We start from the raw sequence: 26,674 nt of genomic DNA, 5'->3' as shown, positions 1-26,674 counted from the left end.
ATAGAGCGGACTTGACGCAAGACAAGGGAGAGGGCCGCCCGCAACAGGCCACTGGCAGCAGGTCCGATCAACAGGAAGTGACGTCACTCGAAGGCGAGCGAGGTTTCCATGGCCCGGTTGCCGGCGATCACGAGAATGCCCCAGCGCTTGCCCTTGATGTCGTAATTCTTCGGCAGCTTGCCGACCGGCATGTCGAGCGCGTAGGCGTCGCCGTCGCGTCGGCCGTTGACGCCGTCGAAGAGCACATGGCCCTGCGGACCGGTGACAATCACCTGCGGCGGCACCACGCTGCCGGGCGGCAGCTTCAGCTTCAGGCTCAGGTTGTCGCGCCCTTGCGTCATCGCATACTGGGTGACGGCGAAATCGTCCGATGGCGCTTCCGGGAGCTTTGAAGTCGCGGCATTCAGGATCATCGCCTCTTCGACCGGCGTGCCTTTGACGGCCCCGAGCTGCAGCGAGAATTCCGCCTGAAAGGGAATACAGATATTGCGGCAAAGCCCGACGAAGGCGGAGGCGCCGAGGCTCAGGGGCTTGCCGGGATCTTCCATCTTCAGCTCGAAGGGCAGGGCGACCGCATGGTCGTAGCCTATGTCGCGCAGTTTGCCGTTGTCGATCCGCTTCGGCACGGGATAACTCATGCTGCTCAACGTCACGCCGCTTGCCTTGGAAAATACCATCTGCGGCGGAATGCCGGCATCGCCCGGCTCCTTCCAATAGGTGATCCAGCCAGCTTTCGGTTCGATCTGCAGCGCGCCGCGCACCGTGCCGTCGGGCTCCGGCGGCATCGCCACGATCCGCATGCGGCCGCCCTCGTTGCTCGCCCACGGCGTGGTCTCGGCGCGGCTCATCGAGGCAAAGCCGAGGACAGCGCCCGCAGTGATGCAGGCGGCGACCAAGGTCGGCGCGCGGGAAGGCATGCTGCTCAGCGAAATTCTCTCCATGGACCAAGCGTTTAACCGATTGGCCCTGTTTGAACCAGTCACGAGCCGATCATTTTCGGTTGATTGATCGGTCGGACTGCCCCATCTTGATGGAATTGCAATCGACGCTTTCCTGTCCGTTGGCCGGGCCGGAAGGCAGGCTGGAGGCATCATGTCTTTCTCGACCCTCGAGGACAAGAGCGAACGGGGCTTCCTGGACGGACAGTTCCTGATTGCCATGCCAAGCATGCAGGACAGCAATTTCACCCGCGCCGTGGTTTATGTATGTGCCCATTCACCGGCCGGCGCGATGGGTTTCATCATCAATCGGGCCCAGCAGATTTCGTTCACGGACGTTCTCCTCCACTTGAAGATCATGGATCAGGCCGACGCGATCATGCTGCCGGTGCAGACGCGCGATTTCCCGATCCTTTCGGGCGGTCCGGTCGAGAGCGGCCGTGGCTTCGTGCTGCATTCCGACGACTTTGTCAGCGAATCCTCCATTCCCGTCAGTGACGACATCTCGCTCACCGCCACGCTCGATATCATCCGCGCCATCTGCGACGGGCGGGGGCCGGCGCGCGCCACGATGCTGCTAGGTTATGCCGGCTGGGGCGCCGGTCAGCTGGAGCTCGAGATTGCCAATAACGGCTGGCTGAATTGCCCCGCCAGCGACGAACTGATCTTCGATCGGGCGCTGGAAGGCAAATACGAACGCGCCCTGGCGCTGCTCGGTGTCAGCCCGGAAATGCTTTCCAGCGAAGCCGGCCACGCCTGATCGTTCAATTTGAAAAGATTTGCGGAACGAAGCCTCCGGCCCGGAGTTGTTTTCCCGGCAGGACGATGGACGTCCTCGTGAAGGAGAAGCATGATGGGCAGCACCAGTGACAAGATGGCCGGTAAGGCCAATGAAATGACAGGCAAGGCCAAGCAGGCGGCCGGCGACATGACCGACAATCCGAAGCTCAAGGCGAAGGGTGCCGGCCAGGAAGCCAAGGGCCATGCGCAGCAGGCCAAGGGCAAGGTCAAGGATGCCGCAAAGGGCGTTGTCGACCGCATGTAACGGTTACGCTACAAGCTTAGAATGCGAACCTGTTCCGGCTCCGGCCGGAGCAGGTTTTCTGTTTCCGCCCCTTTGAAACCGACGGACTTTCCATGCGCCTCTACGACTGCGATCATTGCGGCCAGACCATCCATTTCGACAACCGCTCCTGCGTCAACTGCGGCCATCGGCTGGCTTTCGTCCCCGAGCATCTGGCCATGCATGCGCTCGTGCAGGATGAGGGCCAGGAAACGTGGCATCTTGTCGCCCGGCCGGACTACAAGGTTCGACACTGCGCCAATGCGGCGATGGACATCTGCAACTGGACGGTCAGCGCCGACGATCCGCATCCGTTCTGCCCCGCATGCCGGCATAACCGCCTGGTTCCGGATGCCTCGACCGAGGTCGGCCTCAGCCAGTGGCGGCGTATCAGCCAAGCGCAGCGGCATCTCTTCTATTCGCTTCTGCGCTGGAACCTGCCGCACACCAATCGCGACGAGGATCCCCAGGGCGGCCTCGTCTTCGACTTCCTGATTGACGCGGTGCAGCCGGACGGCACCGTCGTGCCGGCCATGACCGGTCACGAAGACGGGCTGATCGCCATTCGCGCCGCCGAGGCCGACGATGCGACCCGCGAGCAGGTGCGCGTCTCCATGAACGAGCCCTATCGCACCATGCTCGGGCATTTCCGCCACGAGACGGGTCATTATGTCTGGGACAAGCTGGTGCGCGACGGTGGCAGGCTGGACGAATTCCGCGCCATCTTCGGTGACGAGACCGTCGATTACGGCGCGGCGCTCCAGAGAAATTACGAGCAGGGCCCGCCGCCCGGCTGGCAGGATTTCTACATCAGCACCTATGCCAGCACCCATCCTTGGGAGGATTTTGCCGAGTGTTTCGCCCATTATCTGCATATCGTCGACACGCTGGAGACCGCCCGTGCCTATGGCATGGTGATCGAGCCGCGCGGCCACGCGGAAATGGCGGCTGAAGTGGCTTTCAATCCTTATGCGGCGTGTGATGCGGAGCAGCTTGTCTCCGCCTGGGTGCCGTTCAGCATGGCGCTCAACAGCATCCATCGCTCGATGGGCCAGCCGGATCTCTACCCGTTCGTGCTGTCGCAGGCCGTCATGGTGAAGCTCGAATATATCCACCGGCTGATCCATTCCCGGAGGGGATAGGGGGCACCGCCGGAAAAAAGAAAACCCGCCTTTCGGTGGATCGAAAGGCGGGGTGTAGTTTGTGGGGCGCATTCAGAGACCCCTGGGAATTAGGGGGCAAGATCACGATTTCGTCAACTCGAAATATGCATTTTCATATTTTGGGGGAGGCTGCACCGTATTGAAACAACGCTTTTCGCCTCTCATTCCTGACAAACGACGAGGTATCTTATTTATTACCCGTTATTATATCTAGTTTTTGTCCCTCGATAGATCCTGAGCGGACCGTCCCGATAGAAGGTTGCGCCGCTGCGGCGTGGGGAATGATCGGGGCCGGTCTAACAGTTAAACCCCTGATCAGGCGCTCTTCGGCTTCTTTTGGGACCGGGCGGAATTCAGTGCCACGGCGGCGCGAATAAGTGCCTTCAGCGCCTCTTCATCGATCTTGTCGCCCTCGTGGAAATCGATGGCGCGCCGGGTATTGCCGTCGAGGCTGGAGTTGAAGAGGCCCGACGGATCCTCCAGCGAAGCCCCTTTGGCAAAGGTCAGTTTCACTGCGTTCTTGTAGGTCTCGCCGGTGCAGATGATCCCGCCGAGCTCCCAGACCGGAACCCCTCGCCACTTCCACTCCTCGACCACGCCGGGTTCTGCCTGCTTGATCAGAGACCGGACACGAGCAAGCGTCTCGCCCCGCCAATCGCCAAGCTCGCTGATCCGCGCGTCGATCAGCTGTGCCGGAGAGGCTTGGCTGTCCGTCGAACTGCTTTTCATCGTTTCCATGGTTGCCGTCGCTCCCTTCATGCTGTTGTGTTTCGCCCGTTGCTACATTCGTTCGCCAGGCAACTGGCTGGCCTGCTTCACCCAATCGGCAAGCTGCGCTTCGTCGAGTTCGTCTCCCTCATGGATATGGACGTAGCGTGTCTGCGGCGTCTTGGAGGTGCCGGGAGGGATTGGACTGAGCGAAGCGCCGCGGAAGAAGGCCAGCTTGATGTATTTGGCAAAGCAATGGACGCCGAGGAACCAGCCGTCGCCCTCTATGCCGTAGAGCGGCGAGTTCCATTTGACCGCTTTGTAGACGTTGGGGACGGTGCTGGTGACAAGCGCGTCGAGGCGGCGCCCGACTTCGCTTTTCCAGCCCGGCATAGCCGCGATATAGGCCTGTACCGGGGCGTCGCCATAACCCTTGGCGATCTGCGGATTGCCGCCCGAGAGGAGCACCGGCGGCGCACCGGCATCACCGGCGGATGCCCTGGCAATATTCACGGGCGTTTTGGACGCTTTGCCGGCCATTCGCTTCCCTCCTATCCACGAACATCTTGCCCACCGCGGCGGGCATAAGGCAGCGCAAACAGATATAGGCCGCTGAACAATAGCAGGAAGAGCGGGAGCAGGGGAGAATAGACCACCCACAAGGGCGGTTCCCCGAAGCCCATGGCGACGAAATTGGCCACCACGGTGATCGTGAAGACGATCGACAGCCAGCGGTGGACCTGCCGGGTCAACGAATTCCAGTTCAACGGTAATACCTCCTCTGAAAACAAGCGGCCCTGCCGCCCTGTAAAAAATCCCGCCTGTCGCCAGACCTCAATCGATCCCCGCCAAAACCGTCTCCAGCGCTCCAAAGAACCCCTGCCATCCGTGGCGGGCACCGTTATAGGCGAGCTTCTGCTCGGGCCTGAAGCCGGACTGCTCCATGCGCAGATGGGTTCCAGTGCGGGTCGGGGTGAGCGTCAGGGTCACCACGCTTTTGAGATCGTAGGCCGCATCGTCATGCGCATGGTCCCAGGTGTAGGAGAGCCTTTTATGAAGCTCCACGGCCAGCACCTCGCAGTCCAGCACGCCGCCCCATTCGCCGCGAAGCTTGAAGCGGTGCCCGACGGCCGGCTGGAAATCGTTCTTCATCAGCCATTCCTCGATCAGGTGCTGCTGCGTCAGCGCGCGCCACACTTTTTCCGCCGGGTGCGGAATATCGCGTTCGACGACGACGGTGCGCGTTTCGGTCGAGGTCTCGTTCATTGGTCCATCCTTTTGAGTAGGTCTTCGAGCTTGTCGAAGCGGTTTTGCCAGAATCCGGCCATCTCGCTTGTCCAGTCTACCAGCGGGGCGAGTGCGCCGAGCTGCGCGCTGTAATGCGTCTGGCGGCCTTCATGACGATCGCGCACCAGCCCGGCGCGCTTCAGCAAGCCGAGATGTTTCGAGACGACCGGCTGCGAAACCCCGGCCTGCGCCGTGAGCACCCCGACCGTCTTCTCGCCTTCCCGGCACAGCCGTTCGAAGATTGCCCGACGTGTGGGGTCGGCGAGCGTTCTGAAGAGCACATCGTGAGCGTCCGACACTGGATCCATACCTCGTTGGCTATGAATTAACGTATAGCCAGAGAGCTATGGATGAGTCAAGCGGGAACAGAAGGCCTCAAGGCGGTTTCGTCGGACCCGGAATGGCTGCGTGGATTTCTCATGCCCTGTGGGCTATGCATCCTGTGATGCTATTACCGGTCCGCGAGGGCCGCGGATCCTGGCGCAGTGCGCTTCAGGCCCGCTTGGTCAGCGGAAAGCGCTCTTTCAGAAGCCGCAGCACGGCGTCTGCCGGGGCAGGAGGGCCGAACAGATAGCTCTGGCCGAAATGGCAGCCCATCTTGGCGAGTTCCGCCGCATCCTCGTCGGTCTCGACACCTTCCGCCACCACCGTCATCTCCAGCGCGCGGGCCATGGCGATCACGGAGCGCAGCAGCACGGCCCGCTTTTCGGTTGCGTTGCGGACCAGCGCCTTGTCGAGCTTGATCGTGTCGAAGGGGAACTGCGTGAGGTAGGCAAGCGACGAATAGCCCGTGCCGAAATCGTCGAGCGCCAGGCTGAGGCCGGTCTCCTTGAGCTTGCCGAGCACCAGCCGCGCCTGTTCCGGGTTCTCCATCATCAGCGATTCGGTGAGCTCGAGCTTCAGCTGTCCCGGATTGACCTGGGTCTTCTGCAGCAGCGCCCGCACGTCGTTATAAAGGTCTGCGTTGAGCAGCTGCGCGCTCGACAGGTTGACCGATACGAACACCGGCAGGTCGCCTGTCTGCTGCTGCCAGACCATCAGGTCCGAGGCGGCACGGTCGATGGCGAACAGGCCGAGCGGGCCGATCAGGTCCGACATCTCGGCAATCGGAATGAATTCCGACGGCGGAATGCTGCCGCGCTTGGGATGATCCCAGCGCATCAGCGCTTCGAACCCGGCAATCTCGCCGTCCTTCAGGCGGATGATCGGCTGATAGGCAAGAAACAGCTCCTTGCGTTCGATGGCGCGGCGGAGATCGGTCTCGATCTGCAGCTTGTCGGCGCCGGCGGCACGGAATGCGGGGCGGAAGGGCTCGACGCGGTTGCCGCCGGCGCGTTTCGCCCGGTACATGGCAAGTTCCGCGTCGGCCAGCATGCCCGAAGCGCTTTCCTGCTGGTCGACCCAGGAGGAGAGGCCGATCGAGGCGGTGAGGATGATCTCGCGGTTGGCGAAGTTGATCGGCACCATGATCGCCTTGGAAACCGCATCGGCAAAATCCGCCACCTTGGCGGGATCGCGCTCCGAAACCAGGATCAGTCCGAACTGGTCGCCGGCAAGCCGCGCCAGCGTGTCCTGCGGCTTCAAAAGCCGACGCAGGCGGCGTGTCAGCGCGATCAGGATGTTGTCGCCGGCCGCAATGCCGAGACTGTCGTTGACCTGCTTGTAGCGGTCGATGTCGATCGCCATCACCGTCGGCCGGACGGTATCGCCGCCCGGCGCCAGCGTCAGCACCGATTGCAGCCGGTCGAGGAAGACCTGCCGGTTCGGCAGGCCGGTCAGGTTGTCGTGCATCGCATCCTGCAGCAGCCGCTCGACGGAGTTCTTCTGCTCGGTGACGTCGATGATCGTGCCGACGCAGCGGATGATTTCGCCGTTCGAGCCGAGCACCGGCCGGGCGCGGATCTGCAGCCAGTGGAAATGCCCGTCCTCGGCGCGGATGCGGAATTCGTGGTTCAGCCGGCCGCGGCGGTGTTCCAGCAGGACGTCCAGCGTCGCGCGAAAACGGTCGCGGTCATCGGGATGCAGCCGCGGCACCCAGTTGCGCACCGGCCCGTGCATGGCGCCGGAATCGAGCCCGAGGCGGGTCGAGATGTCGGGCGTGGTGATGACGCGGTCGCGGGCCACGTCCCAGTCCCAGACGGTGTCGCCGCTGCCGGTCAGCGCCAGCGATTGCCGCTCGAGGTCGGAGAACAGGCCCTGCTGATAGGCGCCGCCCGCAAAGGCGTGCTGCATGACGGTGAAGCCGATCAGCAGAACGATGAGGACCAGGCCGCCGCCGAGCGCCGGCTGGATGATGTCGTTGTCGAGCCTGCCGGTCACCGTCAGCCAACCGCCGAACAGCCAGACGAGGATCAGCGCCCAGGTCGGCACCAGCAGGATCGCCCGGTCGTAGCGGCTGAAGCCGAGATAGATGATCAACAGGATGCCGACGGTGCCGGTCAGCGCGAAGGAAAGGCGGGCAATACCTGCCGCGACTGACGGATCGTAGATCGCGACGCCCCCGAGCAGCACCAGGCCGACCACCCAGGCAAGCGTCGCGTAGCCGAGATGCACGTGCCATCGGTTGAGGTTGAGATAGGTGAACAGGAAGATCACGAGCGAGGAGGCGAGCGCCACTTCCGCCGCCGCGCGCCAGATGCGCTGGTCGCCCGACGTGACGGTGATCAGCTTGTCGAGAAAGCCGAAATCGACGCAGATATAGGCAAGCACCGCCCAGGCAAGTGCCGCCGCCGCCGGCAGCATCGAGGTGCCCTTGACGACGAAAAGAATGGTCAGGAACACCGCCAGAAGGCCGGCAATGCCGAGCACGATGCCGCGATAGAGCGTGAACGAGTTGACCGTGTCCTTGTAGGCATCCGGCTGCCAGAGATAGATCTGCGGCAGCGAGGGCGTCGCCAGTTCCGCAACGAAGGTGATGGTCGAACCGGGGTTCAGCGTGATCCGGAAGACGTCGGCGTCCGGGCTCGGTATCCGGTCGAGCGCAAAACCTTCCGAAGGCGTGATCGAGATGATGCGCTGCGAGCCGAGGTCCGGCCAGAACATTTTCGAATTGGCGAGCCGGAAATGCGGCGCGACGATCACCCGTTCGAGCTGTTCTTCGGAGACGTTGGAAAGTGCGAAAACAGCCCAGTCGCCCTGGTGGCCGGGGGAGCTTGCGCGCACCTCGATGCGGCGGCGGATGCCGTCCGAGCCGGCGGCCGTCGACACCTGGAAGGCTTCGCCCTGGTTGACGTAGATATCCGTGGTTCTCGTGAGGTCGAGCGCCGTGTCGTCTCGCGAAATCTTGACCGGCTCCGCGGCGCGCGCAGCCGGCACCGCCGTCAAAAACATGGCGGCAGCAAGGAGGGCGATGATCGCCGGCATAAATCGGGTCAACGGCGCAAGACGCAAGAACGAGGCGCTCATGGCTTCAGCATCTTCCCGAACTCACCGTCTTCCGGCAGCCGGGAAAACATCAGGTGGTCGCGCCATTCGCCATTGATTTTGAGATACTTGCGCAAAAGACCTTCCTGCTCGAAACCGGCCTTTTCGAGAAGCCGTACACTCTTCCAGTTCTCCGGAATACAGGCTGCCTCGATCCGGTGCAACTGAAGTCCGCCGTAGATATACGGGATAGCCACCTTCAATGCGGCCAACATATGGCCTTGGCCGGAATGTTTCTCGCCCATCCAGTAGCCGACCATGCAGCTCTGCGCCGCACCGCGGCGGATATAGCCGATGGTCAGGCCGCCGAGCAGCACCTGGTCGTCGCGGCGGAAGAGGAGCAGCGGCACGGCAAGGCCAGAGGCATATTCCTGGCCGCTTCTGACGACCCGCAGGCGGAACGATCCTTCGGTCAGTTCGTCCGGCCGCCAGACCGGCTCCCAGGGTTGCAAAAAGGGACGGCTTTCCGAGCGCAGCCGCTGCCATTGTTTGTAGTCGGAATAACGGGGGAGCCGGAGCAGGTGGTTTTCGCCATAAAGCTCTGGTGTGTCCGGCTGTCGCGACAGGAACCGAAACACCGACTTGGTCATGCTAGTGCTGCTCCGGGCAGGGCGGCCGGTTTAACCGGCAGCCTTCTTGGTCTGGATCCCCGGCGTGGCAAGTGCCGTGGTGATGTCGCTCAACGGTGCAAGCTGTTCGATTGGGCCGACCGCCGACAATGTCGGAACTGTATCGAAAAACAGCCGCCCGGCAAGATCGGTGAGCCGCTCCGTCGTGATCCCTTCCAGCCGTTCCATCATTTCCGGGTTCGGGATCGGGCGTCCGTAGAGCATCATCTGGCGCGCGATCTGGCCGGCGCGTGCCGCAGGGCTTTCCTGGCCCATCAGAAGCTGGGCGCGGATCTGGGCGCGGGCGCGGTCGATTTCTTGGCTGTGAATGGTTTCCGAAGACTTTCGCAGCTCGTCGATGATGACGGGCACCAGCGTCGGCAGCTCGTTGCCGCCGGTCGCCGCGTGGATGCCGAAGATGCCGGTATCGGAAAAACCCCAGTGGAATGCATAGACCGAGTAGCAGAGGCCGCGGTGTTCGCGCACTTCCTGGAACAGGCGCGACGACATGCCGCCCCCAAGGATGTTGGCGAGGATCTGCGAACAGTAGAAGTCGCGCATGTGATAGGCCTTGCCCTCGAAGCCGAGCAGAACCTGCGCGTCCATCAGGTCGCGTGTTTCGCGCACGTCGCCGCCGATATAGCGGGCGGTTTCGAGCACGGGCGGCGAACTCGGGGTCATCGGCAGGCTGGCGAAGCGCTCTTCCACCTGCTTGGTGAACGTCGCATGATCGACGGCGCCGGCGGCGACCACGAACATCCGGTCCGTCGTGTAATTGCGCGAAAGATAGTTGCGGATCTGTCCCGGGGTGAACCCCTTGACCGTATCCGGCGTGCCGAGGATCGGCCGGCCGATCGTCTGGCCGCGATAGGCGACTTCGGAAAACTTGTCGAACACGACGTCGTCGGGCGTGTCGTTGGCAGCGCCGATCTCCTGGAGGATGACGTGCTTTTCGCGACGCAGTTCTTCCTCGTCGAAGGCTGATTCCGTCAGGATGTCGGCGAGGATATCGACCGCGAGAGGGACATGGTCCCTGAGCACGCGGGCGTAATAGGAGGTGGTTTCGGTGGATGTCGCGGCATTGAGCTCGCCGCCGACATTCTCGATTTCCTCGGCGATGTCGCGGGCGCTGCGGCGGGCGGTGCCCTTGAAGGCCATGTGCTCGAGGAGATGGGCGATCCCGTGTTCGTCCTCGGTCTCGTTACGCGATCCGGACTTGATCCAGACACCCAGCGCGACGCTCTCCAGATGCGGCATGGTTTCGGTGACGACCGTCAACCCGGAGGCGAGCCGGGTGATTTCTACATTCATGTTTACGTCTTTCCGGCGCCGCCGATACCTTACTTACTTAGCGCGGGCATGCTCGCCGATGAAAGTTTCGACGGACTTAAGCTCAGGCTCCAAGATATCGAAGCGCTCCTCCCTTTGCATAAGATCAGCAAGCCATGATGGAAGCGCCGGATCAATTCCGCAAGCGGATTTTACCGAGGCCGGGAATTTGGCCGGGTGGGCGGTCGCAAGCGTCACCATCGGGCTCGCCGGCTTTGCGTTCTTTTTTGCGACGAAAACGCCGGTCGCCGTGTGCGGGTCAAGCAGGTAACCGGTCTCGGCAAGCGTCTCGCGGATCGTTGCGGCAACCTGCCGCTCCGTCGCCCGTCCGGCGCGGAATTCGCGGCGGATCGCCTTCAGCGCCTCCGGTTTGATCTCGAAGCTGCCGGATTGTTTGAGGCCAGCCATGGCGGCGCGCACCGAGGCGGCGTCGCGGCCATAGGCCTCGAACAGCAGCCGCTCGAAATTGGACGAGATCTGGATGTCCATCGAAGGCGAGGTCGTCGCCTTGACGTCGCGCATCTCGTAGCGCCCAGTCTTCAGCGTCCGGGCAAGAATGTCGTTGTCATTGGTGGCGATCACCAGCCGGTCGATCGGCAGGCCCATCTTCTTGGCCACATAACCGGCGAAGATATCGCCGAAATTACCGGTCGGAACGGTGAAGGAGATTTTCCGGTCCGGCCCGCCGAGCGAAACGGCGGCGGTGAAATAATAGACCACCTGCGCCATGATCCGCGCCCAGTTGATCGAATTGACGCCCGAAAGCCTGACCCGGTCGCGGAAGGCGACGTCGTTGAACATCTCCTTGACGATGTTCTGGCAGTCGTCGAAATTGCCCTTCAACGCCAGCGCATGCACGTTGGCGGCACTGGAGGTCGTCATCTGCCGCTGCTGCACGGCCGAGACCTTGCCATGCGGGAAGAGGATGAAGATGTCGGTGCGCTCACGGCCCGCGAATGCGTCGATCGCTGCCCCGCCGGTATCGCCCGACGTCGCGCCGACGATGGTCGCCCGCTCGCCGCGCTCGGCAAGCACATAATCCATCAGCCGCGCGAGCAGCTGCATCGCAACGTCCTTGAAGGCAAGCGTCGTGCCGTGGAAGAGTTCGAGTACGAAATCGTTCGGCCCCGTCTGCACGAGCGGCACGACGGCCGGATGCCGGAACGTGGCATAAGCCTCGTCGATCATGCCTTTCAGCTTTTCGGCGGGGATTTCGTCGCCGACGAAGTGCTTGAGGATCTCGAAGGCGACCTCCTGATAGGTCTTGCCGCGCAGGCCGCGGATCTCTTTTTTGGAGAGCGAAGGCCATTGGCGTGGCACGTAAAGGCCGCCGTCGCGGGCAAGTCCCGCCATCAGCGCATCGCGGAATCCGAGAGGGGCAGCTTCGCCCCGGGTAGAAATGTAGTCCACGACCTTCAATCCCCAATCGATTTTTATTCGCGCCGCTGATATAGACCAGGAAAATGGGCGGTGAAAGACCGGAAAGTGAATCTCCGGTTCGCTTCGGTGTTGGCCCGGATATTGGGATGGAAGAGGGTTGAGTACGGTGTTTGCAAAGATTTCGCGTGGTCTTCTGACGGTATCGCTCGTGGCAGTTCTCGCAAGCTGCAATTCCTCGACGCCGACCGAAGGGCTGGCCCCAACCGCTACCGCCGCCCCCGCGGGCCAGGCCGCGACCGCCGTCGTGCAGGCGTTCTGCCCGCCGGTCGTGATGCTGGAGCAGACCGCCATTCATCGCGCCTATGCGCGCGGCGGCGAAAACAAGCCGGAAAAACTGCTCTACCAGGCGTCGCTTGCCGACGCGACGCGCCAGTGCACCGCCAATGAGACGACGCTGACCATCAACGTCGTCGCGCAAGGGCGCCTCGTGCAGGGCCCGGTTGGCGTTCCCGGCAAGGTCACCCTGCCGATCCTCGTCGAAGTCGTGGATGGCGACAGCGTCATTTATTCGCAGAAGGTGGCTTTCCCGGTCGACATGCCGGCCGGCGGCACCCAGTTCATCTTCAACAAGGCGGACGTACAGATCCCGAACGCGCAAGGCGGCGCCTCGCGCTTCACCCGCGTCCGCCTCGGCTTCGACACCGGCCCGGCAAAGAAGCCGGTCCGTAAGAAATAATCGAGGCCGGACCTAATCTGGAAAGAACTGATCGGGGCGCTCAGAGCGCCCCGGCCCATTCGCCGAGCGCGGCGATGACCGCAGGCAGATCCATCATTCGCGAGATCACAGTTTCGGCACCCGCATCGGTCAACCGGTCGGCATGGCTCGGATAGGTGTGCGATGCACCGGTAAAGCCGACGACGCGCATACCGGCCGCCTTGGCGCCATGGACGCCATGGGTGGAATCCTCGATCACCAGGCACTTCTCCGGCGAAACTTTGAACTGCTCGGCTGCATGCAGGAAGATATCCGGCTTCGGCTTCACCCGATCCGGCCCGAGATCCTTGGCCGAATAGATATGCGGCGCGAAATAAGGTTTCAGACCGACCTTTTCGAGCATCACGTCGAGGCGGTGGGTACTTGAATTGGAGCAGATGCAGCGTTGCGTCGTCAGCCGTGCCAGCGCGAACTTCACGCCGTCGATGATCTTCACGTCGCGGGCAAGCCGCGCATCGAGCAGCGTCTCGGACTTGTCGAGCAGCGAGGCCGACAGCGGAATGTCGGCTTCCTTCTCCACTGTCAGGAGAATGTTCTTCCAGGTCATGCCGGCGAAGCGCTCGCCCATTTCCTCGACGCTGATCGGATATCCCGCTTCGGTCAGCAGCCTGGACTCCACCTGCGCCGCGATGATTTCTGAATCGACGAGCACGCCGTCGCAATCGAAGATGATGAGGTCGAAGCTGCTCATGGGGGAATGCCTTTTATGGGCCTTGCATGGAGGGTGAGGCGGCCTTTTATACGATGGCAGGAAAAACCTCAACCAACCGTCACGCATGGCTGGGACAAGCGGAGCGGGCGGCTCTCGACAAGCGGAAAACGGCGCTCTAAGGAACGCTGATGGGCAAGGAACCGGAAGACACTATCGCCAGCCGCATCAGCCGGGTGCTTGCCGATCGCATCGTGCGCGGCGAACTCGCCCCGGGTGCCCGTCTCCGCCAGGATCACATCGCCGAGGAATTCGAGACCAGCCACGTGCCGGTGCGCGAGGCATTCCGCCGGCTGGAGGCGCAGGGCCTGGCGATCAGCGAGCCGCGCCGCGGCGTGCGCGTCGCCTCCTTTGATCTCGCCGAAGTCCGCGAAGTGGCGGAAATGCGCGCCGTGCTGGAAGTGCTGGCGCTCCGCCACGCCGCCCGTCACCTGACCCCCGCCATTTTCGACGCGGCGGAGGAGGCGGCGAGGCAAGGCGATGCCGCCGCCGACGTGCATGCCTGGGAAGAGGCGAACCGCCGCTTTCATCGGCTGATTCTCACCCCCTGCGGCATGAAGCGCCTGCTCGCCTCGATCGACGACCTGCATGCCGCAAGCGCCAGGTTCCTGTTTTCCGCCTGGCAGTCCGGCTGGGAAAAGCGCACCGACCACGACCATCGCGCCATCCTCGCCGCGCTTAGGCAGGGCAAGATCGACGAGGCCGCCGCCATCCTGCAGAAGCACGTGCAATGGATCGGCCGTGGCCCACAACCGGCCAAGACTGGTGCCGCGCGCGAGACTTTCGCCATCGTCGGCTGATCATTTCCAAAAATTATAGATAATTTATTTCCGCGGAAACCGGCTTTATAGGCCTGTTTTTGCCGAGATGTGCCATCGTTTCCTCTGCGCCCGCTGTGTACTCGACACCATGCCCCTTGCCTCCGTCAAAAATTCATCTCATAAAATAGATGGGAATCAAAATTATCTATAATTTGAAGGAGAGCCCGATGTCCCTGATTAATTCCCCCCAGACGCTTGTTTTCGATCCCTTTCGGCTTGTCGAGCGGTCCTTGCCCGCCAAAATCCTGTTCGTGCTTGCGGGCACGCTGGCGCTGGCAATCGCGTCCCGGATCGCCGTGCCGATGGTTCCCGTGCCGATCACCATGCAGACCTTCGCCGTGACCATGATCGGCGCGCTTTACGGCTGGCGGCTCGGCGCCTTGACGGTGCTTGCGTGGCTTGGAGAAGCAGCACTTGGTGCGCCCGTTCTGGCGGGTGGGGCGGGTAGCATCGCCGTGTTCGCAGGGCCGACCGCCGGTTATCTCTTTTCCTTTCCGGTGATTGCGGCCGTTGCCGGCTGGCTTGCCGAACGTGGCTGGAGCGGGCGCCGCATCCTCGCCAGCTTCTCGGCGCATCTGATCGCAAACCTTCTATGCCTTGCGCTCGGCTGGGCCTGGCTCGCGGCACTGATCGGCGCTGAAAAGGCATTATGGGCCGGCGTTGCCCCGTTCATCCTCGGCGCTGCGCTGAAATCGGGCCTGGCGGCAGCCGTCCTTGCCGCCGTCGCCTCCCGCAATCGCGCCGCGGCAGAGTGACGGTGAGGCTGCGGCCGCATCATCTTCTCTGCATGCTGACCTTTGTCGGCGAGGGCTATAGCCCGGCCTTCGTCGCCAATTATCGTCGTCTCGCCGGCCGGCTTTCCGCCGGCGAGACGATCGAGATCGTCTCCGGTCCCGATGATATCTGCGCCCCGCTTCTCTCGGACGAAGATGCGCATTGTTTCGCTGCTTCGGTTGCCGGCCGCGATGCCGCGGCGCTGGCGGATATTGCCCGCCTGCTTGGGCGGGAGCTTGAGACCGGTTCGGTGATCACACCCGATCAGGCGCTGTTCGAGAAACTGCGCCGCGCCTTCTCTGCCGGCGTGACCCGCCGCGCTTGCACGGGCTGTGAATGGAGCAGCCTTTGCGATCGCATCGCGGCAGAAGATTATGCAGGCGCGCTGGTCATGACGTTCAGCCCGCCGGAAACAGCGAAAGAAACTTCCGTTCCCCATCCGGCGTGAACAGCACCGCGCGGCTCTCGTCACTGCGCCGTGCCCATCCGTTTTCGAGGAAATGGGCAAGCAGCGCCTTGCCGAGCGTGCCGGCCAGATGCGAGCGCCGCTCGCTCCAGTCGAGGCAGGATTTGCAGAGCGGCCGGCGATTGGATGTGAGCGATGCCACATCGATGCCGAGCGTGCCGAGTTCCGCGCGGCCGTCCTCGGTCATCGTCAAGTTGTCGCCATCGCTCTCGATCGCGCCGCGGGCGACGAAACTGTCGAGCATCCTCACCCCGTAATCTCCGGCAAGATGATCGTAACAGACGCGCGCCTTGCGCAGTTCCGGATCCTTCGGCCCCGGCCGGTGGCGCAGGTGGCCTCGGCTTGCCGCAAACCCCATGATGTTTTCGAGCAACGTGCCGGCGGCGGCATCTGCAAGCGTGAAATAACGATGCCGGCCCTGCTTGCGCTGGGCGAGAATGCCGCCTTCCTCGAGCTTGGAGAGATGCGAACTCGCCGTCTGCACCGTCACGCCGGCGGCTTGCGCAAGCTCGGTCGCCGTCAGCGCCTGGCCGCCCATCAAGGCAGTCAGCATGTTGGCGCGGGCGGGATCGCCGAACAGCATCCCGATGCGGGCAATGTCTGGACCTTCTTTCATACTTCGACCGTAACCGAAGCATCTTCGTCTGGCAATATGGCAAAACATCTCCACAACACAAGGAGACGAAGTCATGATCACCTGTTTCATCCGCTACGAAATCGACCCGTTCAAAAAAGATGAGTTCACTGAGTATGCCCGCAACTGGGGCCAGGCGATCCCGCGCTGCGGCGCCGATCTGATCGGTTATTTCGGCCCCCACGAGGGTTCGGCGACGACGGCCTACGGCGTCTACAATATCGACAGCCTCGCCGCTTACGAGACCTATCGCGCCCGGCTGATGGCCGATCCGCTGGGGCAGGAAAACTATGCGTTCTCGAAGCGCGAGCGTTTCATCCTTAAGGAGGACCGGATCTTCCTCAAGAACGTCTCCATGCCGCATGGAGCTTTGGTAAAGCCATGATCGCCGTTATCTTCGAAGTCATCCCCTATATGGGCGAGCGCCACAAATATCTCGACCTTGCCGGCGAACTCAGGTCCGAACTGGAAACCATCGACGGCTTCATCTCGATCGAGCGTTTCGAAAGCCTCACCCTGCGCGGAAAAATCCTCTCCCTGTCGTTCTGGCGGGACGAGGAGGCGGTCAAGGCGTGGCGCAACCTCGAAAGCCATCGCGCCGCCCAGAAAGCCGGCCGCGGCGGCATCTTTGCCGACTACCGCCTGCGCATCGGCCACGTCGTCAGAGACTACGGCATGTTCGAGAGGGACGAGGCGCCGAATGACAGCCGCGAGGTGCATGCGGCTTAGATGTTTATTCGCTGCGTTTGATGGCGGCGAGCTTGCCGAGCTGCCGGCTTTCTCCAAGATGCATCTTGAGCAACTCGAACCAGTCGCTCGGCAAATGGCCAATCAAACAGCTGTCGTCGGTGTGCGGTCGGCTCGACAGCCATGAAGCGGGACGTAAATCGGGACCCGGCCAGATGAAGACATTCAACTGGTCGGTATAAGCCCAGGACGGCTCCTCCGAGAGGCCGAGATACCTCAGCAGCTTTGTTGGCAGAGGTAATGCGCGTTGGTGAGATTTCGGTTCGCTATGCGAGATGCCGAGGCAATAGACGATCTCTTTGCTTCCATCGCGGACGGCGGACAAGACGATAATCGCAGGGCGCGTTTTCTCACCGTCGTCCCTTGTTCCGGATTGGGAATGCCAGAGATATTCGTAGGCGACAATGCTACCGACTGGCGCCGAAAGAGGGATTTTCAACGCGCCCGATCCGAGGGTTTCCGGGAGACAAGATTGCCTTCGTCGTCGAGGTCGTCGAGATTATAGGGCACGTCCGCCTTGACCTGCGCGGCGCGGATCGCTGCCATTTCCGCATCGCTGAGCTCTCGAGCAAGAAGCACTCTTCTTGTCGGCTGCTCGCCTCGCTTTGCGGATGCCTTTGTGGTGGGCATGATTGCACTCCATCATTGTTCTCCAAAGATACGGCATGTGTCGGAATGATCAAGCCGGCACCATCTTTCCACGCCTCAAAATTTTTCCCGAAACCGCACGCCGCTTCAGGCTTTGGTAACCAAAATGGGTAACCATAACAGGCAGTAAAAATTCGTATCGAGTAGAGTGTAGCGAGTAGCAAATGGCAGCAGTTCTTCCGCTGGCCGACCTGAAGCGTCAGGTCCGTCCGGACACTTGGCTAAACTCCATCATCAAGGGCGATTGCGTCGCCGCTCTGGAGGCTCTGCCGGATCATTCCGTCGATGCGATCTTCGCCGATCCCCCATATAATCTCCAGCTCGGCGGCACGCTTCACCGTCCCGACCAGTCGCTGGTCGATGCTGTCGACGATGAATGGGACCAGTTTGCCTCCTTCGAAGTCTATGACGCCTTCACCCGTGCCTGGCTGCTCGCCTGCCGCCGCGTCCTCAAGCCGAATGGCACGATCTGGGTCATCGGCTCCTACCATAACATCTTCCGCGTCGGCGCGATCATGCAGGACCTGAACTTCTGGCTGCTGAACGACATCGTCTGGCGCAAGGTGAACCCGATGCCGAACTTCAAGGGCCGCCGGTTCCAGAATGCCCATGAAACGATGATCTGGGCGAGCCGCGACGCCAAGTCGAAGGGCTATACCTTCAATTACGATGCGCTGAAGGCCTCCAACGACGACGTTCAGATGCGCTCCGACTGGCTCTTCCCGATCTGCTCCGGCGGCGAACGCCTGAAGGGCGATGACGGCAAGAAGGTCCATCCGACCCAGAAGCCGGAAGCGCTGCTTGCCCGTGTGATCATGGCCTCGACCAAGCCCGGCGACATCATTCTCGATCCCTTCTTCGGCACCGGCACGACCGGCGCCGTCGCAAAACGCCTCGGCCGCAATTTCGTCGGCATCGAGCGCGAGCAGGATTACATCGATGCGGCTTCCGAGCGCATCGCCTCCGTCGAACCGCTCGGCAAGGCGGAACTGACGGTCATGACCGGCAAGAAGGCCGAACCCCGTGTCGCCTTCAACACCCTGGTCGAAAGCGGTCTCGTCAAGCCCGGTCAGGTCCTGACCGATGCGAAGCGCCGCCACAGCGCGATCATCCGCGCCGACGGCACGCTCTCGGCAAATGGCGACGCCGGTTCCATTCATCGCCTCGGCGCGAAAGTGCAGGGCCTTGATGCATGCAACGGATGGACTTTCTGGCATTTCGACGATGGCAAATCCCTCAAGCCCATCGACGAACTGCGATCCGTGATCCGAAACGATATGGCGAAAATGGATTGATCCACCGGTCCCGCCACATCGACCGAATGCCTCGTCCGGTTTCGTACCTCTAGTCCCGGACGAGGATAATTGGCGCCCGGGAAGGCTGATCCCGGGCGCCATTTCTTTTTTGGCGTCGCGCTGACGGTCACTGCCGCCCGGCCAAACTCGACTTTGCGAAATTTCAGGTATTCCCGCCGTCACCTGCGCTTGATATCGTAGGTTGTATCAGGTTGAACGAATTTCCAGGTTAGCGTTTTTTAGAATGTCCATGCCTGTCAATGGCGAGCTGCGCCACCGGATCGAGCGTGCGTTGGCGCGGTTCTCTCCAAGCTGGGAGGGCAGGGATGCCGCGCGCCAGGCCGTGGCGCTGAAGATGCTGATCCTCTGCGAACTGGCCGGCGGTCGCCTGCGGGTCGTCGATGCGCTGGGCCTCAACGACAACACCCTCGACAACTACCGGCACGGCAAGACCGAGCCGCGCCACAGCACGCTCAACATGATGGCGGAACTGGCCGACGTGCCGATCGAATATCTCGGCAGCGTTTGGTCGGTGGAAGAAGGCGTCGTCCATTTCGCGGCGCCGGAAAACCAGCCGGCCGGATTTTCCGAGCCGAGCCCGGTCTGGGATCTCGCCGATCGTATCGTCATCCCGGCTTATGAAAACGAGGCGACCGGGCAGCCCCCGCTCGAACCGCACGACACCACATGGGCGGCCATCCCCCGAGGTTTTTGGGCCAAACTTTCGGCCGAACCGGAAAACATGCGGGTCGTGCCCGCAAGCGGCGATAGCATGTCTCCGACGATCGTCGACGGCGTCCCGATGTTCGTCGATACCAGCGACCGAAAGTTGGAAGACGGGCGCGTCTACCTGTTCGATACCGGCGCGGAACTGATCGCGCGGCGGGTGCAACGGTTTGCCAACGGCAGCCTCGAACTGCTGCCGGACAATCTGGAACGCTATCGCCCGCAGCATGTCCTCAAGGACAGTTTGTCCGATCTGAAGGTCGTCGGCCGCGTCTGCGCCGTAAGCCGGGTCCTGTAGATCCGGCGGCGTCAGCCCAAAGTCCTTATATCTCGATACCGTGGGCGATCAGGTCTTGGCGCAGCGTCTCGGCATCCTTGAAATGCACCGCCTGCCAGCCAGCCGCGCGCGCGCCTTCAACGTTCGCCTGGCTGTCGTCGATGAAGATCGAGGCTTCCGGAACCAGGCCGAAGTCGCGGGCGTGCTTTTCGTAGATCTCCATGTCCGGTTTGATCAGGCCGATCTCTCCAGACACGGTGACGCCGCGCGGTCTGTTGAGAAAGGGGAAGATCTGCCTAGCCTCGGCGAACGTGTCGGCGGCGAAATTGGTCAGCATCGTCACGTCGCGGCCCTTGTCGATCAGGCCTTCCATGATCGCGACCGAGCCGTCATAGGCATGCGGCACCATTTCGTGCCAGCATTTGCGGAAGGCGCGGATCTGTTCCTCGCGTTCCGGATACTGCTCGACTAGCAGCGCCTCGGCATCTTCCCACTTGCGGCCGCGATCCTGTTCCAGGTTCCATTCATGGGTGCAGACGTTCTCAAAAAACCATCTGCGTTCCTCCTCGTCCGGGATGACGCGGGCATAGGGAAGGTTCGGATCGTAATGGATCAGCACCTTGCCGATGTCGAAGACGATGTGGTCGATCTTGGCTGCCATGAACATGTCCTGGGAATATCAGTTCGGGGATTTTTCGAAGGCCAGCGGAATAGCCTGGGTGATGGCTTTTTTCATCACCGTCGGCAAGGCCTGGGCCTCGAGATTCGTAACCGGTTCCCACCATCCGTCGGCAGTGGTGATCCGCGCCGTCTTCGCCCGGAAGACGGAAAGCCTCAGCTCGAAATGGGTGAAGACATGGGTGACGGTGCCGGACGCTTCCCATGCTGCGGGGAAAGGGGCGTGCTCCGTCGTCGTCCCGCCGTCGATACGCGACGTCCAGGCTGTGGTCGGCACTTCGGTCATGCCGCCGAGCAACCCGCTGTCGACCCGCCGCCTGAGCAGCACTTCGCCCTGCGGCGTCACTGCGACGAAGACGGCGCCGAACCGCACCGGCTTTTCCTTCTTTGCCGCCTTGACCGGAAACCGCTCCGGGTCGTGTTCTGCAAAGGCCAGACAGTCGTCGCGGAAGGGACAGAGCGCACATGCCGGCCGTTTCGGGGTGCAGATCGTCGCGCCGAGATCCATCATCGCCTGCGCGAAGTCGCCGGGCCGCTCAGTCGGCGTCAGTTCAGCAACCCTTGTCTTCATCGCCGGCTTCGAGCCCGGAAGCGGCGCGTCGATGGCATAGAGCCGCGAAATCACTCGCTCGACATTGCCGTCCATCACGGCGGACTGGCGGTTGAAGGCGATGGCCGAAACGGCGGCTGACGTATAGTCGCCGATGCCGGGAAGTGCCCGCAGTCCTTCCTCCGTGTCGGGAAACACACCACCATGCACGGCCGCAACCGCTTCGGCGCATTTTTTCAGGTTGCGGGCGCGGGCGTAATAACCAAGCCCTGCCCAGGCCGCCATCACGTCCTCGACCGGTGCCGCGGCAAGGTCGGTCACTTTAGGCCACAGCGTCAGAAACTTGGCAAAATAGGGTTTCACCGCCTGCACGGTGGTCTGCTGCAGCATCACTTCCGAAAGCCAGATATGATAGGGATCGGCCCGCCTTCCGGCCTTTGCCGCGGCCGGGCTCACCCGCCATGGAAGCTCGCGGTGATGCCGGTCGTACCAGGTCAGCAGCTTCTGCGCATGGGTGATGTGGATCGTCTGGAGCATCGTTTGCCGTAATGGGAAGAGATGGCGTATAGTTGTGGGAATAGTGCGCCGGCATCAAGGCCTGCCGGCGCCGCAATGGCGGGCGTCATGAGTTATCCCAAGAAACGCGAGCTGCAGATATCGGAAGTGGCGAACGGCATCATCGATCCGGTGCTTGCCCGCCGCGCCGGCATATCGACTGCGCTGCTCGGCTCCTGGGACGAGATCGCCGGCGAGGACTTTGCCGATTGCACCCGGCCTGAAAAGATCGCCTGGCCGCGCCGCGACGAGGGCACCGGTTCGGGCGGCGGTCATCAGGCCGGTGTGCTGACGATCGCCTGCGAAGGGGCGCGCGCGCTTTTCCTCACCCATGCCCAGGGTGAATTGATCGCTCGCATCAACGGCTTTTTCGGTTTTCCGGCCGTGCGCCAGATCCGCATCGTCCAGAAACCGGTATCCCAGACCTTCAAGCATCCCCGCAAGCCGCCGCCGTTGAAGGGCGAGGCCGCCAGGCGGCTGGAAACCATGATGGAAGGCATCGAAAGCGAGGCGCTGAAGAAGGCGGTAGCAAGGCTTGGCACCGCCGTTCTGCAGCAGAAACGCAAAGTCTGAGAGATAAACCTGCCGCTCCTCTTGATAGACCTCCGATTTGTCACAATTCTTTGAAGAGATTTGCTTATCGACAGCTTGTTCGCGCTGGGGCGCCGCGATACGGAATGTCACCTTTATTGAAGATTTCTCGCACACGGGTGTTCCATGCAGATGAACGAAATGACCATGACCAGGCGCACGCTTCTCGGCGGAGTGGCTGTAACCGCCCTTTGCCTGGCGCTGCCGCTTAGCGCTTCCGAAGCCTTTGCGCAGGAAATGCCGGAATCCCAGGGCGACGTGGACATGGCCGCTGCACTGAAGCCGGGCCCGCTGCCGGAAATGGCGCTGGGCGACGAAAAGGCCAAGGTCACGATCATCGAATACATGTCGATGACCTGCCCGCATTGCGCCAACTTCCACAACAAGACCTTCGACACGATCAAGACCAAGTATATCGACAGCGGCAAGGTGCGCTTCATCATCCGCGAATTCCCGTTCGATCCGGTTGCGACCGCCGCTTTCATGCTGGCCCGCTGCAGCCCGCAGAATGCCGCCGAGCTTTCGACGCCGGCCCAGTATTTCCCGATGGTCTCGATGCTCTTCAAGCAGCAGCGCGGCTGGGCGTCGCCGGCGGACGGAAATGTGCGCAATGCGCTGCTCCAGACGGTCAAACTAGCAGGTTACTCACAGCAGACTTTCGAGGCCTGCTTGACGAACCAGAAGCTTCTCGATGAAGTGAATGCTGTCGTGAAGAGGGCTGCGGACGAATTTGGCGTCAATTCCACGCCGACCTTCCTGATCAACGGCAAGAAGTATTCGGGAGATATGTCTGTTGAATCCATGTCCAAGCTCATCGACAGCCTATCGTGAGCACACCTTCCTTAAGGGGAAGGTGAGGGGCGCGGCATGAAGTTCAACAAGCTGCGCGTTCTGGGATTCAAGTCTTTCGTCGAACCGACGGAATTCATCATCGAGCGCGGGCTGACCGGTGTGGTCGGCCCGAACGGCTGCGGCAAGTCGAACCTTGTCGAGGCGCTGCGCTGGGTGATGGGGGAAAACTCCTACAAGAACATGCGCGCGTCCGGCATGGACGACGTGATTTTCTCGGGCTCCGGCAACCGGCCGGCCCGCAATACGGCCGAAGTCGGCCTCTATCTCGACAATTCCGACCGCACGGCGCCTGCTGCCTTCAACGATTCCGACGAGATCCAGGTAACCCGCCGCATCGAGCGCGAGTCCGGATCCGTCTACCGCATCAACGGCAAGGAAGCCCGCGCCAAGGACGTGCAGCTGCTGTTTGCCGATGCCTCGACCGGCGCTCGCTCGCCGTCCATGGTCGGGCAGGGCCGCATCGGAGAACTGATCCAGGCAAAACCCCAGGCACGCCGCCAGCTCCTGGAAGAAGCCGCTGGCATTTCCGGCCTGCATTCGCGCCGCCACGAGGCGGAACTGCGGCTGCGGGCGGCCGAAGGTAATCTCGAACGACTGGACGACGTGCTCTCGCAGCTCGAAAGTCAGATCGAGAGCCTCAAGCGCCAGGCCCGCCAGGCCAACCGTTTCAAGACCCTGTCGGCCGATATCCGTGCCCGCGAGGCGATGTTGCTGCATATCCGCTGGGTTCAGGCCAAGGAGGCGGAAGGCGAGGCGGAAAGCGCTCTCAACCAGGTGACCAGCGTAGTCGCCGAAAAGGCTCAAGGTCAGATGGAGGCCGCCAAGAACCAGGCGATCGCCAGCCTCAAGCTGCCGGAACTGCGCGAGGAGGAGGCGAAGGCAGGTGCGGCCCTGCAGCGCCTGCAGATCGCCCGCGGCCAGCTGGAGGACGAGGCAAACCGCCTGCTAAAGCGCCGCGACGAACTGACCCGCCGGCTCGTCCAACTCAGCGAGGATATCAGCCGCGAGGAGCGGCTTGCTGCCGACAACACGTCCTTCCTCGAAAAGCTTGGCGAGGAAGAGGCCGAGCTCAACGATATGCTCGCCGATACCGGCGCCGAAGCCGAGGAGATGCGCGAGACCTTCGAGGCCGCCGCCGCATCGCTGGCGACGAGCGAAGCGCTGTTTTCGGCAATCACCGCCGAGCGCGCCGAGGCCGCCGCCGGCCGTAACCAGCTCGAACGGCTGATCCGCGATCTCGCCGAGCGCCGCCAGCGCCTCGACCGCCAGCTTGGCGATGCCACGGGCGAACTCGACGCCATCAACGGGCGTCTCTCCGGCCTCGACGACCCGGCCGAAAGGCGCGAGGCGGTCGAAGCGGCGGAAATAGCCGTCGAGGATGCAACGATCGTTGCCGAGGACGTGGAAGCCGCACTTTCCGCCGCGCGCTCCGCCGAACTTTTGGCGCGTGGTCCCGTGGAGGCGGCCCGCTCGGCGCTCAATGCGCTGGAGACCGAGGCCCGTACCATTTCGAAAATGCTCGCAGCCGGTGCGACCTCGGGGGATTTCGTCGCGGTTGCCGACATGATCCGCGTCGATCGCGGTTTCGAGGCAGCCCTCGGTGCCGCACTCGGGGAGGATCTCGACAGCCCGGTCGATGCCGCGGCTCCAACCTACTGGTCGGTGAATGGCGACGGGTCAGGTGATCCCGGCCTGCCCCAGGGTGTTGAGCCGCTGATCGCCCATGTTACCGCGCCGCCGGAGCTGTCCCGCAGCCTTGGCCAGATCGGCGTCGTCGCGGCCGCGGACGCCCAGCGGATGATGCGCCTGCTGCGGCCCGGCCAGCGGCTGGTGACCCGCGAAGGCGCCGTCTATCGTTGGGACGGCCACGTTACCGGTTCCGAAGCTCCGGGTGCCGCCGCCTTGCGGCTCTCCCAGAAGAACCGTCTCTCGGAACTGGAAGCCGAGATCGACGAGGCGCGGATCGTGCTCTCCGAAACCGAAGTGGCGCTCGCTGTCGCCGCCTCGGAAATCTCCGCTGCGGAACGGCGCCTTACGGATGCCCGCGACCGCGCCCGCATCGCCGCCCGCCAGCTGTCCGAAGCCCGCGATGCGCTGGCCGCTGCCGAACGCGCCGCCGGCGACCTGATGCGTCGCCGCGACGTGGCAGGCGAGGCGGTGAGCCAGGTAACTGCCCAGATCGAGGATCTCGGCATCCAGGAAGAAAACGCCCGCATCGAACTCGAGGATGCGCCCGATATTTCCGATCTCGATAACCGGCTGCGTGATCAGCAGGCGGTTGTCGCGATCGATCGCGGCCTGCTCGCCGAAGCGCGCGCCCGTTACGAGGGCTTGAGCCGCGAGACCGAGGCCCGCAAGCGTCGCCTTGCCGCGATAGCCCAGGAGCGTGCCTCCTGGACCGCCCGAGCGGCGAGCGCCGCCGATCATATCGAGAGCCTCAGAGAACGTGAGGAAGGGGCCCGCGAAGAGATCGCCGATCTCGAAGCCGCGCCAGAGGAATTCGACGACAAGCGCCGTGCGCTGCTGACGGAGTTGCAGAAAGCCGAAGAGGCCCGCCGCGCCGCCGCCGACCGGCTGGCCGAAGCGGAAACCCATCAGCGCGAGGCAGACCGGATCGCGGTCGTTGCCCTGTCCGAACTCGCCGAGTCGCGGGAGAAGCGCGGTCGTGCCGAGGAGCGCCTGGTCTCGGCGGCCGAGAAGCGCCACGAGAGCGAGGTCCGCATCCGCGAAACGCTCAATGTCCCGCCGCACGAGGTCCTGCGGCTGGCAGGCCTGAAGCCCGACGGGGCGCTCCCCGATATCCGCGAGATCGAGCGCGAGGTCGATCGCCTGCGCATGGAGCGCGAACGGCTTGGCGCCGTCAACCTGCGCGCCGACGAAGAGCAGAAGGAGCTTTCCGACAAGCTCGACAACCTGATGCGCGAGCGCGCCGACGTGATCGACGCCATCCGCAAGCTGCGCGGCGCGATCCAGAGCCTCAACCGCGAGGGCCGCGAACGGCTGCTCGCCGCCTTCGACGTGGTCAACGAGCAGTTCCAGCGGCTCTTCACCCATCTCTTCGGCGGCGGCACGGCGGAGCTGCAACTGATCGAATCGGACGATCCGCTCGAGGCGGGGCTGGAAATTCTCGCCCGCCCGCCCGGCAAGAAGCCGCAGACCATGACGTTATTGTCTGGCGGCGAGCAGGCGCTGACGGCGATGGCGCTGATCTTCGCCGTCTTCCTCACCAATCCGGCGCCCATCTGCGTGCTGGACGAGGTGGATGCGCCGCTGGACGACCACAATGTGGAACGCTATTGCAATCTGATGGACGAGATGGCGGCCTCCACCGAAACCCGCTTCATCATCATTACCCACAATCCCATCACCATGGCCCGCATGAATCGTCTTTTCGGCGTGACGATGGCTGAACAGGGCGTTTCCCAGCTGGTTTCCGTTGATCTGCAGACCGCGGAACTGCTGCGCGAGGCGAGCTGAGCGGGGACCGGTTGACGGAAATTGCCTGCTCCGCCTTACATGATTTTTGCCATTCATTGACGAGGATCAATTTTTCAACTTTATGTCTTCGGTATAAATTTACCTGCATCTACGTAGAATCACCCATATGGGGGATGTGGTTTTCTGGTTATTGTTATTTTGTTGACTGCGGAATTGGAACGCGCCTGAGCGTTCACACG

Annotated in this window: 30 protein-coding genes; 14 read left to right on the top strand and 16 right to left on the bottom strand. The window is 62.6% G+C overall.

Annotated features, from left to right (window positions below; all coding sequences use genetic code 11):
- Positions 1–83: 83 nt before the first annotated feature.
- Positions 84–941 (bottom strand): protein-disulfide reductase DsbD domain-containing protein, encoded by an 858-nt coding sequence (locus AC1DLT_RS21645; protein ID WP_477488119.1) that lies wholly within the window; start codon positions 939–941, stop codon positions 84–86.
- Between the two features lie 151 nt (positions 942–1,092).
- Here AC1DLT_RS21645 and AC1DLT_RS21640 point away from each other — a divergent pair, with 151 nt between their 5' ends.
- From AC1DLT_RS21640 to AC1DLT_RS21630, 3 genes are all read left to right on the top strand, one after another.
- Positions 1,093–1,698, top strand: coding sequence for a YqgE/AlgH family protein (locus AC1DLT_RS21640; protein ID WP_477488118.1), 606 nt, complete (start codon positions 1,093–1,095; stop codon positions 1,696–1,698).
- A gap of 93 nt (positions 1,699–1,791) precedes the next feature.
- Positions 1,792–1,983 (top strand): CsbD family protein, encoded by a 192-nt coding sequence (locus AC1DLT_RS21635; protein ID WP_210011691.1) that lies wholly within the window; start codon positions 1,792–1,794, stop codon positions 1,981–1,983.
- 92 nt (positions 1,984–2,075) lie between these two features.
- The gene (locus AC1DLT_RS21630) at positions 2,076–3,143 is read left to right on the top strand and encodes a zinc-binding metallopeptidase family protein (RefSeq protein WP_477488117.1); all 1,068 of its coding nucleotides are present in this window, start codon (positions 2,076–2,078) and stop codon (positions 3,141–3,143) included.
- Positions 3,144–3,479: 336 nt separating this feature from the next.
- Here AC1DLT_RS21630 and AC1DLT_RS21625 read toward each other — a convergent pair whose 3' ends face one another.
- The 9 genes from AC1DLT_RS21625 to thrC form a co-directional block, all read right to left on the bottom strand.
- Positions 3,480–3,923, bottom strand: coding sequence for a DUF1801 domain-containing protein (locus AC1DLT_RS21625; protein ID WP_477488116.1), 444 nt, complete (start codon positions 3,921–3,923; stop codon positions 3,480–3,482).
- Between the two features lie 21 nt (positions 3,924–3,944).
- Positions 3,945–4,412: a DUF1801 domain-containing protein gene (locus AC1DLT_RS21620; protein ID WP_477488115.1), complete on the bottom strand. Its 468-nt coding sequence runs from the start codon at positions 4,410–4,412 to the stop codon at positions 3,945–3,947.
- An 11-nt stretch (positions 4,413–4,423) separates the two neighbouring features.
- The gene (locus AC1DLT_RS21615; RefSeq protein WP_477488114.1) at positions 4,424–4,639 is read right to left on the bottom strand and encodes a hypothetical protein; all 216 of its coding nucleotides are present in this window, start codon (positions 4,637–4,639) and stop codon (positions 4,424–4,426) included.
- Between the two features lie 67 nt (positions 4,640–4,706).
- Positions 4,707–5,138, bottom strand: coding sequence for an SRPBCC family protein (locus tag AC1DLT_RS21610; protein WP_477488113.1), 432 nt, complete (start codon positions 5,136–5,138; stop codon positions 4,707–4,709).
- The gene (locus AC1DLT_RS21605; RefSeq protein WP_038584330.1) at positions 5,135–5,458 is read right to left on the bottom strand and encodes an ArsR/SmtB family transcription factor; all 324 of its coding nucleotides are present in this window, start codon (positions 5,456–5,458) and stop codon (positions 5,135–5,137) included. Before AC1DLT_RS21605 ends, AC1DLT_RS21610 begins: the two co-directional genes overlap by 4 nt.
- Positions 5,459–5,651: 193 nt before the next feature.
- Complete coding sequence (locus AC1DLT_RS21600; protein WP_477488112.1) at positions 5,652–8,564, bottom strand: EAL domain-containing protein; 2,913 nt, start codon at positions 8,562–8,564, stop codon at positions 5,652–5,654.
- Positions 8,561–9,172, bottom strand: coding sequence for a GNAT family N-acetyltransferase (locus AC1DLT_RS21595; protein WP_038540698.1), 612 nt, complete (start codon positions 9,170–9,172; stop codon positions 8,561–8,563). Before AC1DLT_RS21595 ends, AC1DLT_RS21600 begins: the two co-directional genes overlap by 4 nt.
- Positions 9,173–9,202: 30 nt before the next feature.
- Positions 9,203–10,501 carry a M16 family metallopeptidase gene (locus AC1DLT_RS21590; protein ID WP_038540701.1) on the bottom strand — a complete coding sequence of 433 codons (1,299 nt, stop codon included), beginning with the start codon at positions 10,499–10,501 and terminating at the stop codon, positions 9,203–9,205.
- Positions 10,502–10,534: 33 nt separating this feature from the next.
- Positions 10,535–11,938, bottom strand: a complete 1,404-nt coding sequence (thrC, locus tag AC1DLT_RS21585; RefSeq protein ID WP_477488111.1) for a threonine synthase — start codon at positions 11,936–11,938, stop codon at positions 10,535–10,537.
- Positions 11,939–12,065: 127 nt separating this feature from the next.
- Here thrC and AC1DLT_RS21580 point away from each other — a divergent pair, with 127 nt between their 5' ends.
- A complete protein-coding gene (locus AC1DLT_RS21580; protein ID WP_477488110.1) occupies positions 12,066–12,635 on the top strand; it encodes a PilZ domain-containing protein in 570 nt (189 codons plus the stop codon).
- A gap of 40 nt (positions 12,636–12,675) precedes the next feature.
- On the opposite strand, the gene AC1DLT_RS21575 is transcribed toward AC1DLT_RS21580, so the two are convergent.
- The gene (locus tag AC1DLT_RS21575) at positions 12,676–13,365 is read right to left on the bottom strand and encodes an HAD family hydrolase (RefSeq protein WP_038540704.1); all 690 of its coding nucleotides are present in this window, start codon (positions 13,363–13,365) and stop codon (positions 12,676–12,678) included.
- A gap of 149 nt (positions 13,366–13,514) precedes the next feature.
- Between AC1DLT_RS21575 and AC1DLT_RS21570 the strand changes: the two genes are divergently transcribed.
- The 3 genes from AC1DLT_RS21570 (at position 13,515) to AC1DLT_RS21560 (ending at position 15,426) form a co-directional block, all read left to right on the top strand.
- A complete protein-coding gene (locus AC1DLT_RS21570; protein WP_477488109.1) occupies positions 13,515–14,183 on the top strand; it encodes a GntR family transcriptional regulator in 669 nt (222 codons plus the stop codon).
- Positions 14,184–14,371: 188 nt separating this feature from the next.
- Positions 14,372–14,959, top strand: a complete 588-nt coding sequence (locus AC1DLT_RS21565; RefSeq protein ID WP_477488108.1) for a biotin transporter BioY — start codon at positions 14,372–14,374, stop codon at positions 14,957–14,959.
- Positions 14,956–15,426, top strand: coding sequence for a DUF1284 domain-containing protein (locus AC1DLT_RS21560; protein WP_477488107.1), 471 nt, complete (start codon positions 14,956–14,958; stop codon positions 15,424–15,426). The genes AC1DLT_RS21565 and AC1DLT_RS21560 overlap by 4 nt, the downstream gene beginning before the upstream one ends.
- Here AC1DLT_RS21560 and AC1DLT_RS21555 read toward each other — a convergent pair.
- A complete protein-coding gene (locus tag AC1DLT_RS21555) occupies positions 15,377–16,060 on the bottom strand; it encodes an ArsR/SmtB family transcription factor (protein ID WP_477484254.1) in 684 nt (227 codons plus the stop codon). The two genes, AC1DLT_RS21560 and AC1DLT_RS21555, sit on opposite strands and share 50 nt — an antisense overlap.
- 73 nt (positions 16,061–16,133) lie before the next feature.
- Here AC1DLT_RS21555 and AC1DLT_RS21550 point away from each other — a divergent pair, with 73 nt between their 5' ends.
- Together AC1DLT_RS21550 and AC1DLT_RS21545 are read left to right on the top strand one after the other, a co-directional pair.
- The gene (locus tag AC1DLT_RS21550) at positions 16,134–16,463 is read left to right on the top strand and encodes an NIPSNAP family protein (RefSeq protein WP_210010954.1); all 330 of its coding nucleotides are present in this window, start codon (positions 16,134–16,136) and stop codon (positions 16,461–16,463) included.
- A complete protein-coding gene (locus AC1DLT_RS21545; RefSeq protein ID WP_477484253.1) occupies positions 16,460–16,807 on the top strand; it encodes an antibiotic biosynthesis monooxygenase family protein in 348 nt (115 codons plus the stop codon). The genes AC1DLT_RS21550 and AC1DLT_RS21545 overlap by 4 nt, the downstream gene beginning before the upstream one ends.
- Before the next feature lie 4 nt (positions 16,808–16,811).
- Here AC1DLT_RS21545 and AC1DLT_RS21540 read toward each other — a convergent pair whose 3' ends face one another.
- Both AC1DLT_RS21540 and AC1DLT_RS21535 read right to left on the bottom strand, forming a co-directional pair.
- Entirely contained in the window at positions 16,812–17,264 is a 453-nt protein-coding gene (locus AC1DLT_RS21540) for a hypothetical protein (RefSeq protein WP_477484252.1), read from the bottom strand.
- On the bottom strand, positions 17,261–17,455 hold the full coding sequence (locus tag AC1DLT_RS21535; protein WP_105401947.1) for a hypothetical protein: 195 nt from the start codon (positions 17,453–17,455) through the stop codon (positions 17,261–17,263). The genes AC1DLT_RS21540 and AC1DLT_RS21535 overlap by 4 nt, the downstream gene beginning before the upstream one ends.
- Positions 17,456–17,637: 182 nt before the next feature.
- Here AC1DLT_RS21535 and AC1DLT_RS21530 point away from each other — a divergent pair, with 182 nt between their 5' ends.
- Entirely contained in the window at positions 17,638–18,768 is a 1,131-nt protein-coding gene (locus AC1DLT_RS21530) for a DNA methyltransferase (protein ID WP_477484251.1), read from the top strand.
- Positions 18,769–19,012: 244 nt separating this feature from the next.
- Entirely contained in the window at positions 19,013–19,792 is a 780-nt protein-coding gene (locus AC1DLT_RS21525) for a S24 family peptidase (RefSeq protein WP_477484250.1), read from the top strand.
- 25 nt (positions 19,793–19,817) lie between these two features.
- On the opposite strand, the gene AC1DLT_RS21520 is transcribed toward AC1DLT_RS21525, so the two are convergent.
- Entirely contained in the window at positions 19,818–20,432 is a 615-nt protein-coding gene (locus tag AC1DLT_RS21520; protein ID WP_477484249.1) for an HAD family hydrolase, read from the bottom strand.
- Between the two features lie 18 nt (positions 20,433–20,450).
- The gene (gene mutY, locus AC1DLT_RS21515; RefSeq protein ID WP_477488106.1) at positions 20,451–21,536 is read right to left on the bottom strand and encodes an A/G-specific adenine glycosylase; all 1,086 of its coding nucleotides are present in this window, start codon (positions 21,534–21,536) and stop codon (positions 20,451–20,453) included.
- An 87-nt stretch (positions 21,537–21,623) separates the two neighbouring features.
- Here mutY and AC1DLT_RS21510 point away from each other — a divergent pair, with 87 nt between their 5' ends.
- From AC1DLT_RS21510 to AC1DLT_RS21500, 3 genes are all read left to right on the top strand, one after another.
- The gene (locus AC1DLT_RS21510; RefSeq protein ID WP_477488105.1) at positions 21,624–22,127 is read left to right on the top strand and encodes a DUF721 domain-containing protein; all 504 of its coding nucleotides are present in this window, start codon (positions 21,624–21,626) and stop codon (positions 22,125–22,127) included.
- A gap of 144 nt (positions 22,128–22,271) precedes the next feature.
- Positions 22,272–22,976 carry a DsbA family protein gene (locus tag AC1DLT_RS21505; RefSeq protein WP_477488104.1) on the top strand — a complete coding sequence of 235 codons (705 nt, stop codon included), beginning with the start codon at positions 22,272–22,274 and terminating at the stop codon, positions 22,974–22,976.
- A 36-nt stretch (positions 22,977–23,012) separates the two neighbouring features.
- A complete protein-coding gene (locus AC1DLT_RS21500; RefSeq protein ID WP_477488103.1) occupies positions 23,013–26,474 on the top strand; it encodes a chromosome segregation SMC family protein in 3,462 nt (1,153 codons plus the stop codon).
- Positions 26,475–26,674: the final 200 nt, after the last annotated feature.

It is taken from the genome of Neorhizobium sp. 05N33, from assembly GCF_056397445.1.
Note: the sequence above shows the minus strand (reverse complement) of the source record. Positions and strands in the feature narration are given on the sequence as shown.